Raw genomic sequence first — 15,585 nt, 5'->3', positions numbered from 1 at the left:
GGGTCCTCAGAACCATACCGTCACCCAACCTTCCCAGGTGCGTGACGGCGCGATCAGCGCCTGGCCGTCGTAAGTCCGCTGCCAGGTATAAAACGTGTCGGTCAGGTTGCGCACCCGCGTACCCACGGTCACTTTAGGCGTCAGCCGGTATTCTGCGGCCAGATCCAGGGTAATGTAATCGTCCATCGGTCGGGTATTGCGATTGTCATTGAAGCTGCTGCCAACATAGCGCAGGTCACTCCGCAAGCTGAGAGGAGCTATGGGGTGCCAGGTAAGTGCGAGATTGCCGGTCCAGGTCGGGACATAAGCCGGTTGATTCCCGTCCAGATTTTCAGGCGGGTTACCCGCGCTAAAACGGTCAAATCTTGCGTGAGTCCAGGCCAGATTTCCCGCCATCTCCCAGCGCTCGTTGGGCTGAATAGTCGTGGAAAACTCAATTCCCCGAGACGTCTGCTGCCCCACGGCGGTAAGCTCCCCCGGCGTGATAGCTGAAGGGGTGAAGAGGTTATTTTTACGTAGCTGGTAGAGAGCAAGCCGGGTGGCCACTTTGTTATCCCAGAACTGGCTCTTGATCCCTGTTTCCCACTGCTGTGACTGCGTCAGCGGCAGATGAGTCTGGTCGGCGCTTAAGAAAAAGATGTCGCCTCCAGCCTCTTTGCCGTTGGCATAGCTGACGTATAGCGCGGTGTTGTCGGTGATATCCCAGTTCAGGCCGAGACCTGAATTCAGGAAGCTGTAGGTCTGACTTTCACTGCGCGCCGGCGTGTAGTAGCGCCAGTCCATATCCAGCTTCGTAAAGCGCAGCTGGCTTAGCAGGCTGAGGCTGCGGGTCAACTGCAGGCTGTCTTCCAGAAAAGCCGCAGACTGGCGTTGAGTGACCCGACTCCAGGGCGTGCGGGTAACGCCGGTTTCGGCACTGAAAGGCTCACGCGGCGGGTTAAATATGGGCACATCTTGCGAGCCGGGGAAGCCGTTTTTTTGATAATCAAAGCGGCTGGTTTGCAGCTCGATCCCGGCCACCAGGCGGTTATCCAACCCCAGCAGAGGACCGTCCAGGGACAGACTCGACCTGTTAGCCAGCAGGGTATTCTTATGGCTCAGATCGCCCCAGGAGTCGCGATTCACTAAGTCCGGAGCTGCTGCGCTGTAGCGATAGCGTTCCACGTTGTGCCAGGCGCGGTAGCCGGTGTAATACCAGGTATGGTTGTTGAAGCTCAGCCCCGGAGCGAGAGTGCTGTCCAGTACGGCCTGCAAGGCCGTTGCGTGGCTGGCAATCGTGGCATCGGTCAGATTATTGTAGTTCAGGCCGCGCAGTGACTTCAGTGCTTTGCCCTTAATCAATGGGGTCCCGAAGTAAGGATTGTTGCTCCGGTTGTTCATCCGGTCGCCGTAGAGCGTCAGGGTGGTGTCGTCGGTCAGGCGGAAGAGCAGCGAGCCGCTGACCCTCGACTGTCGATTGCGCTCATGCTGGACCTGACTGTTACCGCCGCTGCCTGAAGCATCCAGCCGCCAGGCTATTTTGTCCTGCAACAGCGTACCTCCCGCTCCGCCCTGCAATGCCTGGGTGCTGTAGCTGCCGAACTGATAGTTGAGCATCGCCGGTGTGTCCACGAAGCTGGGCTGACGTGACACAAGATTGACGCTGCCGGCGGTAGCGCTCAAACCGTTCAGGGTGGAACCGGGGCCGTGCAAAATATCCACCTGGCCGTAGTGTGCCGGGTTGCCCAACTGGAGCGTGCTGCCTGGCATTTCCATCCCGTCCAATAGCCAGCTTACCGGCATAAAGCCGCGCAGTGAGAAGCTATTGGAGAGCGTAGGGGAAGCGACGCCGGACATGCCGGTTGCATGGCTGACGGTTTCGGCCAGCGTGCGGTCGCCGCGGACGCGGATCTCTTTTTGTGAAAAGGTTTCCACATAGCGGGGGATTTCTTTATCCGTCAGGCCCAGGCGTGACGCCGTGCCGACTGCGGGCTGAATTTCTGCGGGCGTTCGGCTTTCTACAGTGATGTTTTCTTCACACTCAGCGGAAGGGCAGCTGGCGGCCAAAAGCGGAGAAGAAAAAAACGTCAATGCGACGCAGGCATACGGGAAGGGGCGTTTGATTTTCATTGTGTATGTATCGACTCAGAATGAACGTGCCTGTTCAGAAAGTGGCGCCGTAAGACTCTACCTTGCCATCAATTGTTACGTTATAACATATCATTTCACAATGATGTGGAAATTAAAACGCTGTATTGCGTGTGGGTTTACGGCCAGGGAAGCGGGGCAGATAATAAAAAAGCCGCGAACGTGTGTCGCGGCTCTGTCGGGCTTTATCGCGGGCGAGAATTACTCAACGCAGAGGATACGCGTGGTGTTGGTGGTGCCAATGGTGCTCATTACGTCGCCCTGGGTCACGATGACCAGGTCGCCAGAAATCAGGTAGCCTTTATCCCGCAGGAGATTTACCGCATCGTTAGCGGCGGCGACGCCTTCGCTTGCGCTGTCAAAGTAAACCGGGGTCACGCCGCGATAGAGTGACGTGAGGTTCAGCGTACGCTCATGGCGAGAGAGCGCAAAAATAGGCAAGCCGGAGCTGATACGGGACGTCATCAGCGCGGTACGCCCGGACTCGGTCATCGAAATGATGGCGGTAACCCCTTTGAGGTGGTTAGCGGCATACATCGCGGACATCGCAATGGCTTCTTCCACGTTATCGAACTGCACGTCGAGACGGTGCTTGGAGACGTTAATGCTTGGGATTTTCTCTGCGCCCAGGCAAACCCGTGCCATTGCCGCTACGGTTTCAGCAGGATACTGGCCTGCCGCCGTTTCTGCCGACAGCATCACCGCATCGGTGCCGTCGAGTACGGCGTTTGCCACGTCCATGACTTCCGCACGGGTTGGCATTGGGTTGGTGATCATCGACTCCATCATCTGGGTGGCGGTGATCACGGCACGATTCAGCTTACGTGCACGACGAATCAGGGTTTTCTGGATGCCAACCAGCTCCGGGTCGCCGATTTCTACGCCCAGGTCACCGCGGGCTACCATCACCACGTCAGAGGCGAGAATAATGTCGTCCATTGCGGCTTCGTCGCAAACGGCTTCCGCGCGTTCTACTTTCGCCACAATTTTCGCATCGCAGCCCGCATCACGCGCCAGACGACGGGCATAGTTCAAATCTTCGCCGCAGCGTGGGAAGGAGACGGCCAGGTAATCAACGCCAATTTTTGCCGCGGTAACAATGTCGGCTTTGTCTTTGTCAGTCAGCGCTTCTGCAGACAGCCCCCCGCCCAGCTTGTTGATCCCTTTGTTGTTAGACAGCGGGCCACCTACGGTCACTTCGGTGAACACTTTCAGGCCCTGGACTTCCAGCACTTTGAGCTGCACGCGGCCATCGTCGAGCAGCAGGATGTCGCCTGGGACAACGTCGGCCGGGAGGCCTTTATAGTCGATGCCCACTTTCTCTTTGTCGCCTTCGCCTTTGCCGAGGTTGGCATCCAGCAGGAATTTGTCGCCCAGGTTAAGGAATACTTTGCCTTCTTTGAAGGTAGATACGCGAATTTTAGGGCCTTGTAAATCGCCGAGGATCGCCACGTGGCGCCCCAGTTTTGCGGCAATTTCACGCACTTTATCTGCACGCAGCTGATGGTCTTCAGCTGACCCGTGGGAGAAGTTCATTCGCACCACGTTAGCGCCGGCGGCAATAATTTTTTCTAAATTATTATCGCGGTCGGTTGCCGGGCCTAAGGTGGTAACGATTTTGGTTCTACGTAGCCGTCTGGACATGTATTACTCCGTTGACTGAAACAACTTGGTGTTGCGTGAACAAAAACTCGGTAGGTCAGGGTGTGCTGTGAACACCCATGACAACGTAACCGAACAGCCTAATAAGTTACAACTTTGTTATCAAAAATTAACGTTCATCGCCTGAGAGAAGACGTTCTTTATCAAAGCGCGATTCTTTGAGCGCTTCCTTGACTCGCTTCAAGTTATCCCTGAATTTTGCCCCTCGACGCAAAGTAAAGCCCGTCGCCAGCACATCAATGACGGTCAACTGCGCCAGACGAGACACCATCGGCATATAAATGTCAGTATCTTCTGGCACATCCAGCAGCAGAGAAAGCGTCGCCTCACGGGCAAGCGGGCTGCCTTCCGATGTGATGGCGAGCACAATGGCATCGTTTTCACGGGCTAACTGCGCCAGCTCAACCAGATTTTTAGTCCGGCCGGTGTGAGAGATAAGCACCACCACGTCCTGCTCGGTACAATTCATACAGCTCATACGTTGCATAACAACGTCATCTGAGTAAATCACCGGGACATTAAAGCGGAAAAACTTGTTGGTAGCGTCGTGCGCGACGGCGGCTGATGATCCGAGTCCAAAAAAGGCAATTTTCTTTGCCTGGGTAAGCAAATCCACGGCCCGGTTCACCGCAGACATATCCAGCGACTGACGAACCCGGTCAAGGCTCGCCATGGCGGATTCAAAAATCTTGCCGGTATAGGACTCGACGCTATCATCTTCATCAACATTCCGGTTTACATACGGCGTGCCATTCGCCAGACTCTGAGCTAAATGCAGTTTAAAATCCGGGAAGCCCTTGGTTTCAAGGCGACGGCAAAAGCGGTTCACGGTGGGCTCGCTGACGTCCGCGCTGCGGGCAAGCGTCGCGATGCTGGAGTGAATGGCGTCCTGAGGCGCAGCAAGAATCACTTCTGCGACTTTGCGTTCCGATTTGCTAAGGTGTTCCAGCTGTGACTGGATTTTTTCCAGCATATTCATAAAGGCGGGCACTCATGGGTTTTAGCGATTTCAGCAACAGAAGAAATCGTGGGCCGATTTAGCAAGAATATACTCTTGCTAAAATGTGATAGGGCGAGTCGCCCAGGTAATGTTGTTGTTTTTTTTCATTACATGATCGGTGTCTAACTTTGGCAACGGTTACATCGCACAATAAAACGCCAGTAAATGACGCTTTAGTGCGGCATTGTGGGAAAAGTTAGCAATTGAGGCGGTCAAACCGGGGTTAACGGTTGTCCTCGATTCAGCAAAAGCAGTACATTGCAGCGTAATAAAATTACAAGACGTGCCTGGCTTAATGCTATCCGGGCCCCAAAGGGCCGGTAAAAGCCGGGATATCCGAAACGAGGAGACAAACATGGCGGTAACGCAAACAGCCCAGGCGTGCGACCTGGTCATTTTCGGTGCAAAAGGCGACCTGGCGCGCCGGAAACTGTTGCCATCCCTGTATCAGCTGGAAAAAGCAGGTCAAATCCATCCGGAGACCCGTATTCTGGGTGTTGGCCGCGCAGAGTGGGATAAAGAGGCATACACCAAAGTTGTCCGCGAAGCCCTCGAAACCTTCATGAAAGAGAAGATTGACGAGAGCCTGTGGGACAAACTGAGCGGTCGTCTGGATTTCTGTAACCTGGACGTCAACGACACCTCTGCTTTTACCAAGCTGGGGAAAATGCTCGACCAGCAGAATCGCGTCACCATCAACTATTTCGCTATGCCGCCAAGCACCTTTGGCGCTATCTGCAAAGGGTTAGGTAAAGCGAAGCTTAACGCCAAGCCTGCTCGCGTCGTCATGGAAAAACCGCTGGGGACTTCCCTCGAAACTTCCCAGCAGATCAACGATCAGGTGGGCGAGTTCTTTGAAGAGTGCCAGGTTTACCGCATCGACCACTATCTGGGTAAAGAAACCGTTCTTAACCTGCTGGCACTGCGTTTTGCTAACTCCCTGTTCGCTAACAACTGGGACAACCGCACTATCGATCACGTAGAAATCACCGTGGCCGAAGAAGTGGGTATTGAAGGCCGCTGGGGTTACTTCGATCAGGCCGGGCAGATGCGCGACATGATCCAAAACCACCTGCTGCAGATCCTGTGCATGATTGCCATGTCTCCACCGTCTGATTTGACTGCGGACCATATTCGCGATGAGAAAGTGAAGGTTCTGCAGTCGCTGCGCCGCATTGACCGCACCAACGTGCGTGATAAAACCGTGCGCGGTCAGTACACCGCAGGCTTTGCGCAGGGCAAGAAAGTGCCTGGTTACCTGGAAGAAGAGGGCGCGAACAAATCCAGCGCCACCGAAACCTTCGTGGCTATTCGCGTAGATATCGATAACTGGCGTTGGGCCGGCGTGCCGTTCTACCTGCGTACCGGTAAACGTCTGCCAACCAAATGTTCTGAAGTCGTGGTTTACTTCAAAAACCCTGCGCTGAATCTGTTTAAAGATTCCTGGCAGGAATTGCCGCAGAACAAGCTGACTATCCGTCTGCAGCCGGATGAAGGCGTGGATATTCAGATCCTGAACAAAGTCCCGGGCCTGGAGCACAAACATAACCTGCAAACCACCAAGCTGGATCTGAGCTACTCCGAGACCTTCAATGAATCTCACCTGGCAGATGCCTATGAACGTCTGCTGCTGGAAACCATGCGGGGCATTCAGGCGCTGTTTGTTCGTCGTGATGAAGTGGAAGAGGCGTGGAAATGGGTCGACTCCATTACCGAAGCCTGGGCTGCGGATAACGATGCGCCGAAACCTTATCAGGCCGGTACCTGGGGGCCGGTGGCTTCCGTGGCGATGATTACCCGTGACGGCCACTCCTGGAACGAGTTTGAGTAACAGGCCGTGAACATGGCCGGTAAAAAGTCACTAACAAAGGGACCTTATTTTACCGGTAACATGATCTAACACAGAAGTGGCATAGTTTTTTATGAATAATAGCCCCGCGTGGATTCACCCGCGGGGCTTTTTTATTTACACTAGCTGAAGCGTTTTTGCTCCCGGCATCAAGTCTGATGGGCTACGATGGGCAACAAAGTTACTTTCATCAGCTCTGAACATGACGGTATCAATGCGGGAGAACAGCCACTTTCTGAGGAACTTCTATGCATCCAAATTTGTTACGGGTAACATCGCGTATTATCGAACGCTCCCGCCCAACGCGCGAAGCCTACCTGGCACGCATTGAGAAAGCCCGGAGCAACACGGTTCACCGCTCGGAACTTGCCTGCGGTAACCTCGCGCATGGTTTCGCTGCCTGCCAGCCGGACGATAAGGCGGCGCTGAAAAGCATGCTGCGTAACAATATTGCGATCATCACGTCCTACAACGACATGCTCTCCGCCCATCAGCCGTATGAACATTATCCTGAGCAAATCCGTAAGGCGCTGCATTCCGTGGGCGCGGTGGGGCAGGTTGCAGGCGGTGTCCCGGCGATGTGCGACGGGGTGACTCAGGGCCAGGATGGTATGGAGCTTTCGCTGCTGAGCCGGGAAGTGATTGCCATGTCTACCGCCGTTGGCCTTTCCCATAACATGTTTGACGGGGCGCTCTATCTTGGCGTGTGCGACAAAATCGTGCCGGGGCTGACGATGGCCGCGCTGTCGTTTGGGCATCTCCCTGCAGTCTTTGTGCCATCAGGTCCGATGGCCAGCGGCTTGCCGAACAAAGAAAAAGTCCGCATTCGCCAGCTTTATGCGGAAGGTAAAGTTGACCGCCTCGCGCTGCTGGAAGCGGAAGCTGCCTCTTATCACGCGCCGGGGACCTGTACTTTCTACGGCACGGCGAATACCAACCAGATGGTGGTTGAGTTTATGGGCATGCAGTTGCCGGGGTCGTCGTTTGTTCAGCCTGATGCAGAGTTGCGTCACGCGCTGACGGACGCAGCGGCGCGCCAGGTCACTCGCCTGACCGGCAACGGCAACGAATGGATGCCTCTCGGGAAAATGATTGATGAGAAAGTGGTGGTGAACGGCATTGTTGCACTGCTGGCTACCGGCGGCTCGACGAACCACACCATGCATCTTGTTGCGATGGCTCGCGCGGCCGGGATCATTATTAACTGGGACGACTTCTCCGAGATCTCCGAAATTGTGCCGCTGCTGGCGCGCCTCTACCCGAATGGCCCTGCCGACATTAACCACTTCCAGGCGGCGGGCGGTGTGCCGGTGCTGCTGCGTGAGCTGCTGAAAGGTGGCCTGCTACACGAAGACGTTAACACCGTGGCCGGTTTTGGCCTGCATCACTACACCATGGAGCCATGGCTCGACAACGGTCAGCTTGCCTGGCGTGAAGGCGCGAGCCAGCCGTTGGATAGCGACGTTATTGCCACGATGGAAAAACCATTCTCCCGCCACGGCGGAACCAAAGTGCTGAGCGGGAATCTGGGCCGGGCGGTGATGAAAACCTCAGCGGTGCCGGTAGAAAATCAGGTGATTGAAGCGCCCGCGGTTATTTTTGAAAGTCAGCATGACGTATTGCCTGCTTTTGAAGCCGGCAAACTGGACCGCGATTGCGTTGTCGTCGTCCGCCATCAGGGGCCAAAAGCGAACGGCATGCCAGAATTGCATAAACTTATGCCGCCGCTTGGAGTATTATTGGACCGCTGTTTCAAAATTGCTCTGGTGACAGATGGAAGACTGTCCGGTGCCTCAGGGAAGGTGCCTTCGGCAATCCATGTTACCCCGGAAGCGTATGACGGCGGGCTGCTGGCGAAGGTGCAGGATGGCGACATTATTCGCGTCAACGGCCAAACGGGCGAGCTAACGTTGCTGGTCGATGAAGCCGTACTTGCGGCGCGCACTGCTTATCACCCGGATCTCAGCGCCGAGCGCGTAGGGACTGGTCGGGAGCTATTCGGCGCATTGCGCGAACAGCTTTCTGGCGCTGAACAAGGCGCAACCTGCATTAAATTTTAAGCCCGCGGCAGTAATGCCCGGAACAGATTAAAAGTGGCTAAGAGGCGCTCAGATGAAAAATTGGAAAACTACAGCAGAACAGATCCTGAAAACCGGTCCGGTTGTGCCGGTTATTGTCGTTAACAAGCTGGAGCATGCGGTGCCAATGGCGAAAGCGCTGGTGGCCGGTGGCGTCCGCGTGCTGGAAGTCACGCTGCGTACAGCTTGTGCTATCGATGCCATTCGTGCGATTGCGAAAGAAGTGCCTGAAGCTATTATCGGCGCAGGTACCGTGCTGAACCCACAGCAGCTTGCGGAAGTGACCGAAGCTGGAGCGCAGTTTGCCATCAGCCCGGGTCTGACCGAGCCGCTGCTGAAAGCCGCGACCGAAGGCTCCATTCCGTTGATCCCAGGCATCAGTACAGTGTCAGAACTGATGCTGGGGATGGACTACGGCCTGAAAGAGTTCAAATTCTTCCCGGCTGAAGCCAACGGTGGCACTAAAGCGCTACAGGCCATTGCCGGGCCGTTCTCTCAGGTGCGTTTCTGTCCAACCGGGGGGATCTCTCCGGCTAACTACCGCGATTACCTGGCGCTTAAAAGCGTGCTGTGCATCGGTGGTTCCTGGCTGGTTCCGGCCGATGCGCTGGAAGCGGGCGACTACGACCGAATCACTCAGCTTGCCCGTGAAGCGGTGGAAGGCGCCAAGCAGTAAGCCATAAAAAAGCCCGCAGTATGCGGGCCCACTGACTAAATCGCCCTCATTTGAGGGCGATTTTTTTATCCTTCAACTTTTACCTGAGCGGCTGACGTCACGGCCCTTGTCACTGCCTCATCAACACTGTTACCGGTTGCCAGCGCCACGCCCATGCGGCGTTTACCTGCGATCTCCGGCTTACCGAAAAGACGAACCTGTAAACCGCCGCCCAGCGCTGCTCCCACGTTACTAAATTTAACGTTATCGCTTTGTAACTCAGGCAGGATCACCGCCGATGCGGCAGGGCCATACTGACGAATTTCGCCGACAGGCAGGCCGAGGAAGGCGCGAACGTGCAGCGCAAACTCAGACAGATCCTGTGAAATTAACGTCACCATGCCAGTGTCGTGCGGGCGAGGGGAGACTTCACTGAAAATTACCTCATCGCCGCAGACAAACAGCTCCACGCCGAACAGGCCATGGCCGCCCAGAGCGGTAACCACTTTTTCAGCAATCTCTTTCGATTTTGCCAGCGCGATGTCGCTCATCTGCTGTGGCTGCCAGGATTCACGGTAGTCGCCCTCTTCCTGACGGTGCCCGATAGGCGCGCAGAAATGCACGCCGTCAACGGCGCTGATGGTCAGCAGGGTGATTTCAAAATCAAAATTGACCACGCCTTCAACGATAACGCGGCCTTTACCGGCCCGCCCACCTAGCTGGGCGTATTCCCAGGCTTTTGCCAGTTGGTCGGCTGTGCGGATAAAGCTCTGGCCTTTGCCGGAGGAGCTCATTACCGGTTTCACAATGCACGGCAAACCAATCTCATGCACGGCCTGCTGGAAGGCTTCTTCGCTGTCGGCGAAGCGATAGCTGGAAGTGGGCAACTGAAGTTCTTCTGCGGCCAGGCGGCGGATCCCTTCGCGGTTCATGGTGAGTTTGGTGGCGCGGGCGCACGGCACCACTCGCTGACCCTGGGCTTCAAGCTCCAGCAGGGCATCGGTGGCAATGGCTTCAATTTCAGGAACGATAAAATCGGGCATTTCGGCGGCGACAAGCGCTTTTAGCGCCGCGGCATCCAGCATGTTAATGACGTGGCTGCGGTGTGCGACGTGCATTGCCGGCGCATTTGCGTAGCGATCGACGGCGATAACTTCTACCCCGAGGCGCTGGCATTCAATGGCCACTTCTTTACCCAATTCACCGGAACCCAGCAGCATAACTCGCGTAGCTGCCGGGCGCAGAGCGGTTCCCAACGTTGACATGTGATTTAGCCTTAACAAAGAAAAAGACCGCTGCAGTATAAACGAAAACGTTTGCGTTGGCAGCGGCTTTCCGGCTTGTGTGATAAAATGAATGACGATATACTGGATAAATAAACAGGTAAAGCGGAGCTGCAAAATGGCGGTCGAGATTAAATATGTTGTAGTGAGAGAGGGACAAGAAAAAATGGCCTTTGCCAGTAAAAAGGATGCTGACGCTTACGACAAAATGCTGGATCTGGCTGAAGTCCTCGGCGACTGGCTGCAGCAAAGCCCGATTGCGCTGGATGAAGGGCAGAGCGACACCCTGGCGATGTGGATGGCGGAAAACAAGGATCTGCTGGCGGGCGTATTGAAAAACGGCAAGCTGCCAGAGCCTGAATTAAGTCAGTTTGAGCCAGACGCGGAGTCCTCAGCGCTTGAACAATCGCCAGCGGCTGAAGACAACGTCAGCGAACACCCTGGACGTAAACGCACCAAAGCCGCGTAATACGGTTCTGCTGTAAGCGCCGGGTAGCCGGCGCGATTCTTTTCCCATCTTTAGCGCTGTCCGACGTTTCTTGACGTCCTGTGGCCTACTCTCGACGAGTTAAGTCAACAGAGGATCTCCGTCATGAATAACTGGTTACAGCAGCTTCAGTCGCTCCTGGGGCAATCTACTTCTCCTCAATCTTCACAGCCTGCAGCCGGTAATAGCTCTGAAGGGATCGGTAAACTTCTGGTGCCGGGGGCGCTGGGTGGATTAGCCGGGTTACTGCTGGCGAGTAAATCTTCCCGCAAACTGTTAACAAAATACGGCACCAGTGCGCTTCTGGTCGGCGGCGGCGCCGTGGCCGGAAGCGTGTTATGGAACAAATACAAGGAGCGGGTTCGCCAGAGCCAGCCCGTTTCCATAGGCTGGAGTGAGCCGCACTCGTCGGTTGATGTTCGTACCGAAAGATTAATTACCGCGCTGGTTTTTGCGGCGAAAAGCGACGGCCATATCGATGCAAAAGAGCGTCAGTTTATTGAGCAACAGCTGCGTGAAGTCGGTATCGACGGGGAAGGTAAAGCGCTCGTCGAACGGGCTATCGACAGGCCGTTAGATCCTCACCAGCTTGCACAAGGTGTGAGAAATGAGGAGGAAGCGCTGGAGCTTTATTACCTTAGCTGCACGGCTATCGATATCGATCACTTTATGGAACGTAGCTACCTGAGCGCTCTGGGCGATGCGCTAAACATACCGCCGGATGTCCGCTCCGGTATTGAGCAAGATATTCAGCAGCAAAAACAACCGCTCGCGGTGTAATCCTCCTGCAACCAGCCTGTGCCGGGTTTCTCCCGGCATTTTCTTTTAATCCTTCATGTTCCGCTTGCAAGCCCGGCTGAATTTGCCACCCTTACGGGGTGTTAAACGGAAAATGATGAAAGTGATGCCGCCAAAAGCCAAAAAAATACCTCACGCTATGACGCTGCATGGCGATACCCGCACGGATAACTATTACTGGCTGCGGGATGATGACCGCGCCGATCCCGATGTGCTGAAATACCTTGAGCAGGAAAATGATTACGGGAAAAGGATCATGGAGAGCCAGCGCGCGCTGCAGGATCAGTTGCTCAAAGAGATGATCGCTCGCGTTCCTCCTCGCGATGTTTCCGCCCCGTATGTGAAGAACGGCTATCGCTACCGCCAGGTGTATGACAAAGGGAATGAGTACGCGATTTATCAGCGGCAATCTGCGGTCAGAGAAGAGTGGGGCGAGTGGGACGTTTTGCTGGATGCCAACCAGCGTGCCGCCCATAGCGAGTTCTACACCATGGGTGGATTGGCCATTACGCCGGACAATGCCGTGATGGCCATGGCAGAGGACTATCTCTCCCGCCGTCAGTTCGGCATCCGTCTGCGCAATTTGAAAACCGGAAACTGGTACCCGGAGTTGCTGGAGAATGTCTCGACCGGTTTTGTTTGGGCAAATGACTCCGTCACGCTTTACTACGTGCGCAAGCATCCCAAAACCTTACTGCCTTATCAGGTCTGGCGGCACACGCTGGGCCACCCGGTGGCCGATGACCAACTGGTGTATGAAGAAAAAGATGACGCTTTTTACGTCAGCGTGCATAAAACAACCTCCCAGCATTTTGTTGTCATTCATCTTGCCAGCGCGACGACGAGTGAGGCTTTGTTACTGGATGCCGAACTGGCAGACGCCGAGCCGCAAGTTTTTGCCCCGCGCCGGAAAGATCATGAGTACACGGTCGATCACTACCAGCATGGGTTCTACATTCGTTCCAACAAAGACGGTAAAAACTTCGGACTCTACCGCAGCGCCGTGCGGGACGAAAAACAGTGGGAAACGCTGATTGCCGCGCGGGAACAGGTCATGCTTGAAGACTTTACGCTGTTCCGCGACTGGCTGGTGATTGCCGAGCGACAGCAGGGATTGACCAGCCTGCGCCAGATTAATCGCCATACGCGTGAGTCCACGGGCATCGCTTTTGACGATCCGGCCTATGTCACCTGGCTTGGCTACAATCCTGAGCCTGAGACCTCCCACCTGCGCTACGGTTACTCTTCAATGACAACGCCGGACACCCTATTCGAGCTGGATATGGACAGCGGTGAGCGACGGGTTATCAAGCAAACCCAGGTTGCCGGTTTTGACGCTAGCCATTACCGCAGCGAGCATCTGTGGGTGACGGCGCGGGATGGCGTTCTGGTACCGGTCTCACTGGTTTATCACCGGAAACACTTTCGCCGGGGCAAAAGCCCGCTGCTGGTCTACGGCTATGGATCTTACGGCAGCAGTATGGATGCTGACTTTAGCAGCAGCCGTTTGAGTCTGCTGGACAGGGGGTTTGTCTTCGCCATCGCCCATGTCCGCGGCGGCGGTGAACTGGGCCAGCAATGGTATGAAGACGGTAAATACCTGAAAAAGATGAATACCTTTAACGACTATCTGGACGTGTGCGACGAGCTGCTCAGGCAGGGATATGGCGATCCTAAACTGCTTTATGGGATGGGCGGCAGCGCGGGCGGAATGCTGATGGGGGCAGCTATCAATCTGCGCCCTGAATTATTCCATGGCGTGGTGGCTCAGGTGCCGTTTGTCGACGTTGTAACGACGATGCTGGACGAGTCGATTCCGCTTACCACCGGGGAATTTGAAGAGTGGGGTAACCCCCAGGATGAAGAATATTACCGCTATATGAAGCAATACAGCCCTTACGACCAGGTTCGTGAGCAGGCTTATCCCCATCTGTTAGTGACCACCGGGCTGCATGATTCGCAGGTGCAGTATTGGGAGCCGGCTAAGTGGGTTGCCAAATTACGTGACTATAAGCGCGATGAGACCTTGCTGCTGCTTTGTACCGACATGGATTCCGGGCACGGCGGCAAGTCGGGGCGCTTCAAATCTTACGAAGGCGTGGCACTGGAGTTTGCTTTCCTGATTGCCCTGGCGCAGGGAACGCTGCCAGGGCGCGTGCATTAATCGGCCGCGCTGGCGGCCAGGTAATGTTTTAGCGTCATGCGGAGATCCGGCGTTAGCTCCTTGATGTTGTTGAGCATCCAGCGAAGATAACCCGGGTCGTCTTCGGCTATTTCGGCAATGCGTTTGCCCCGGTATTTGCCAAACATCATGGTGGTTACCAGCGCCGGGCGCCCGGTAATCGTGACCATATCTTCTGCGTTCCAGCCGGACACATCCATAATTCTCAGCAGCAGGGCGGCGGTGATATAACAGTCAAACAGGGCGCGGTGATGATGCAGCCCGGCAGGTGTATCCACATGCAACTTTAGCGATTTGTACAAGCCCATGTTGCTGTATTTGATGCCCGGCCACAGGCGACGCGCCAGCTTCACCGTGCAAATCCAGTCGCCCTGCATTTCCGGCAGCATGCGGCTGTCGAAACTGGCGTTGTGCGCCACGTAATAGGGGCTTCCGATATAGCGGGGGATGACGTCTTCAATCCAGGGTTTATCGGCCACCATCTCTTCGGTAATTTTATGGATGGCCATTGCCTGGTGGCTTATTGGTCGGTCAGGACGGACAAGATCGCTCATCGGGTTTACAATCTTGCCGTCGATGATATCGACCGACGCAACTTCCACTACGCCTCCCTGTAATCCGCAGGTTTCCGTATCAATAATGCGCAGCATCGCAGTCTCCGTAAACAGGCCTCAGGCGACTAGCGTAAAGGAATGACCTCGCCGTGCCAACCTCTCTCATCCCGGCGGCCAATCGCCAGCAATTCTCCCTGGTCGGCCCTGACGACTAGCTGGCCTAAATTATCCCAACATGCGCTGCGCCCAGCGGAGCGAAGTTCTGCCCCGGACCAGGCGTAATTGGCCTGCAAAATGGTGAGTCCATATTTGTGCGCCCAGCGTTGCATATACATCTCATCTTGCTGGTAGCTTAGTTCTGTCATTGCGGCGCCGGTGGCGTAAAGATCGGCGCCGATATCAGCGGCGCTTCGGGGCCAGGCTTCATCATCGCTTTGGGCGCAAACGGCCAGGGCAATATTGCGGGAACGTTGCCCCAAAAGTGGTGCGACGGGGGTTTGAGCATTTACATCGATAGCCGTTGCGGGACGTTTGCAACAGGCGATACGCGACCCATCCGGCAGAAAACCTACCATACCGGCGGCGCTATGCGCCTCGTCACTGAGCGACATGCCGACGATCACGGTCATATGGTAGCTGCGAGCAGCCTCGCTGAGCGGGTCGAACAGCGGATCGGTAAACGCCGGAGGATGGTTGTCGGGGCGTAATCCGGATAAAGAGAGATGAGGGAAAACCAGAAGATCGATGCCTTCTTCGGCGGCACAGCGAATGAAATCGAGATGGTGGTCGATGTTGGCCTGATAACTTCCGGCAACGGCACCGTATTGCGCAGCGGCAACATTCCAGCGTGGCATAGGTTCTTCCTTAATCTTTCATCCAACGATTGCGTCCTGCAATCGTGAGGGATGAG

Annotated in this window: 12 protein-coding genes; 6 read left to right on the top strand and 6 right to left on the bottom strand. The window is 55.4% G+C overall.

Annotated elements, in window-relative coordinates:
* Nucleotides 1–6 precede the first annotated feature (6 nt).
* The 3 genes from WFK85_RS11055 to WFK85_RS11045 all read right to left on the bottom strand — a co-directional run bounded on the left by WFK85_RS11055 (nucleotide 7) and on the right by WFK85_RS11045 (nucleotide 4,768).
* The gene (locus tag WFK85_RS11055; RefSeq protein ID WP_336708209.1) at nucleotides 7–2,109 is read right to left on the bottom strand and encodes a TonB-dependent siderophore receptor; all 2,103 of its coding nucleotides are present in this window, start codon (nucleotides 2,107–2,109) and stop codon (nucleotides 7–9) included.
* Nucleotides 2,110–2,328: 219 nt separating this feature from the next.
* Nucleotides 2,329–3,771 (bottom strand): pyruvate kinase, encoded by a 1,443-nt coding sequence (gene pyk, locus WFK85_RS11050; protein ID WP_008453961.1) that lies wholly within the window; start codon nucleotides 3,769–3,771, stop codon nucleotides 2,329–2,331.
* 127 nt (nucleotides 3,772–3,898) lie between these two features.
* Entirely contained in the window at nucleotides 3,899–4,768 is an 870-nt protein-coding gene (locus tag WFK85_RS11045; protein WP_008453963.1) for a MurR/RpiR family transcriptional regulator, read from the bottom strand.
* Between the two features lie 376 nt (nucleotides 4,769–5,144).
* Here WFK85_RS11045 and zwf point away from each other — a divergent pair, with 376 nt between their 5' ends.
* The 3 genes from zwf to kdgA all read left to right on the top strand — a co-directional run bounded on the left by zwf (nucleotide 5,145) and on the right by kdgA (nucleotide 9,392).
* The gene (gene zwf, locus WFK85_RS11040; RefSeq protein ID WP_008453964.1) at nucleotides 5,145–6,620 is read left to right on the top strand and encodes a glucose-6-phosphate dehydrogenase; all 1,476 of its coding nucleotides are present in this window, start codon (nucleotides 5,145–5,147) and stop codon (nucleotides 6,618–6,620) included.
* 266 nt (nucleotides 6,621–6,886) lie between these two features.
* On the top strand, nucleotides 6,887–8,698 hold the full coding sequence (gene edd, locus WFK85_RS11035; protein WP_008453966.1) for a phosphogluconate dehydratase: 1,812 nt from the start codon (nucleotides 6,887–6,889) through the stop codon (nucleotides 8,696–8,698).
* A 52-nt stretch (nucleotides 8,699–8,750) separates the two neighbouring features.
* Nucleotides 8,751–9,392, top strand: a complete 642-nt coding sequence (gene kdgA / locus WFK85_RS11030; protein WP_336708205.1) for a bifunctional 4-hydroxy-2-oxoglutarate aldolase/2-dehydro-3-deoxy-phosphogluconate aldolase — start codon at nucleotides 8,751–8,753, stop codon at nucleotides 9,390–9,392.
* Nucleotides 9,393–9,457: 65 nt separating this feature from the next.
* Here kdgA and purT read toward each other — a convergent pair whose 3' ends face one another.
* A complete protein-coding gene (gene purT / locus WFK85_RS11025; protein WP_166991843.1) occupies nucleotides 9,458–10,636 on the bottom strand; it encodes a formate-dependent phosphoribosylglycinamide formyltransferase in 1,179 nt (392 codons plus the stop codon).
* Between the two features lie 136 nt (nucleotides 10,637–10,772).
* On the opposite strand from purT, the gene WFK85_RS11020 reads away from it, so the two are divergent.
* From WFK85_RS11020 to ptrB, 3 genes are all read left to right on the top strand, one after another.
* Complete coding sequence (locus WFK85_RS11020) at nucleotides 10,773–11,123, top strand: YebG family protein (RefSeq protein WP_008453972.1); 351 nt, start codon at nucleotides 10,773–10,775, stop codon at nucleotides 11,121–11,123.
* Between the two features lie 123 nt (nucleotides 11,124–11,246).
* Complete coding sequence (locus tag WFK85_RS11015) at nucleotides 11,247–11,921, top strand: tellurite resistance TerB family protein (RefSeq protein WP_336708203.1); 675 nt, start codon at nucleotides 11,247–11,249, stop codon at nucleotides 11,919–11,921.
* A 124-nt stretch (nucleotides 11,922–12,045) separates the two neighbouring features.
* A complete protein-coding gene (ptrB, locus tag WFK85_RS11010) occupies nucleotides 12,046–14,103 on the top strand; it encodes an oligopeptidase B (RefSeq protein ID WP_336708277.1) in 2,058 nt (685 codons plus the stop codon).
* Here ptrB and exoX read toward each other — a convergent pair.
* Together exoX and WFK85_RS11000 are read right to left on the bottom strand one after the other, a co-directional pair.
* Nucleotides 14,100–14,771: an exodeoxyribonuclease X gene (exoX, locus tag WFK85_RS11005; protein ID WP_166991849.1), complete on the bottom strand. Its 672-nt coding sequence runs from the start codon at nucleotides 14,769–14,771 to the stop codon at nucleotides 14,100–14,102. The genes ptrB and exoX overlap by 4 nt on opposite strands.
* Nucleotides 14,772–14,800: 29 nt before the next feature.
* Entirely contained in the window at nucleotides 14,801–15,529 is a 729-nt protein-coding gene (locus tag WFK85_RS11000) for a carbon-nitrogen hydrolase family protein (protein ID WP_008453978.1), read from the bottom strand.
* Between the last annotated feature and the right edge of the window lie 56 nt (nucleotides 15,530–15,585).

It is taken from the genome of Cedecea sp. VD22, assembly GCF_037150195.1.
Taxonomy (GTDB): domain Bacteria; phylum Pseudomonadota; class Gammaproteobacteria; order Enterobacterales; family Enterobacteriaceae; genus Cedecea.
The sequence above is the reverse complement of the archived record's forward strand: the minus strand, read 5'-3'. Positions and strand labels throughout refer to the sequence as shown.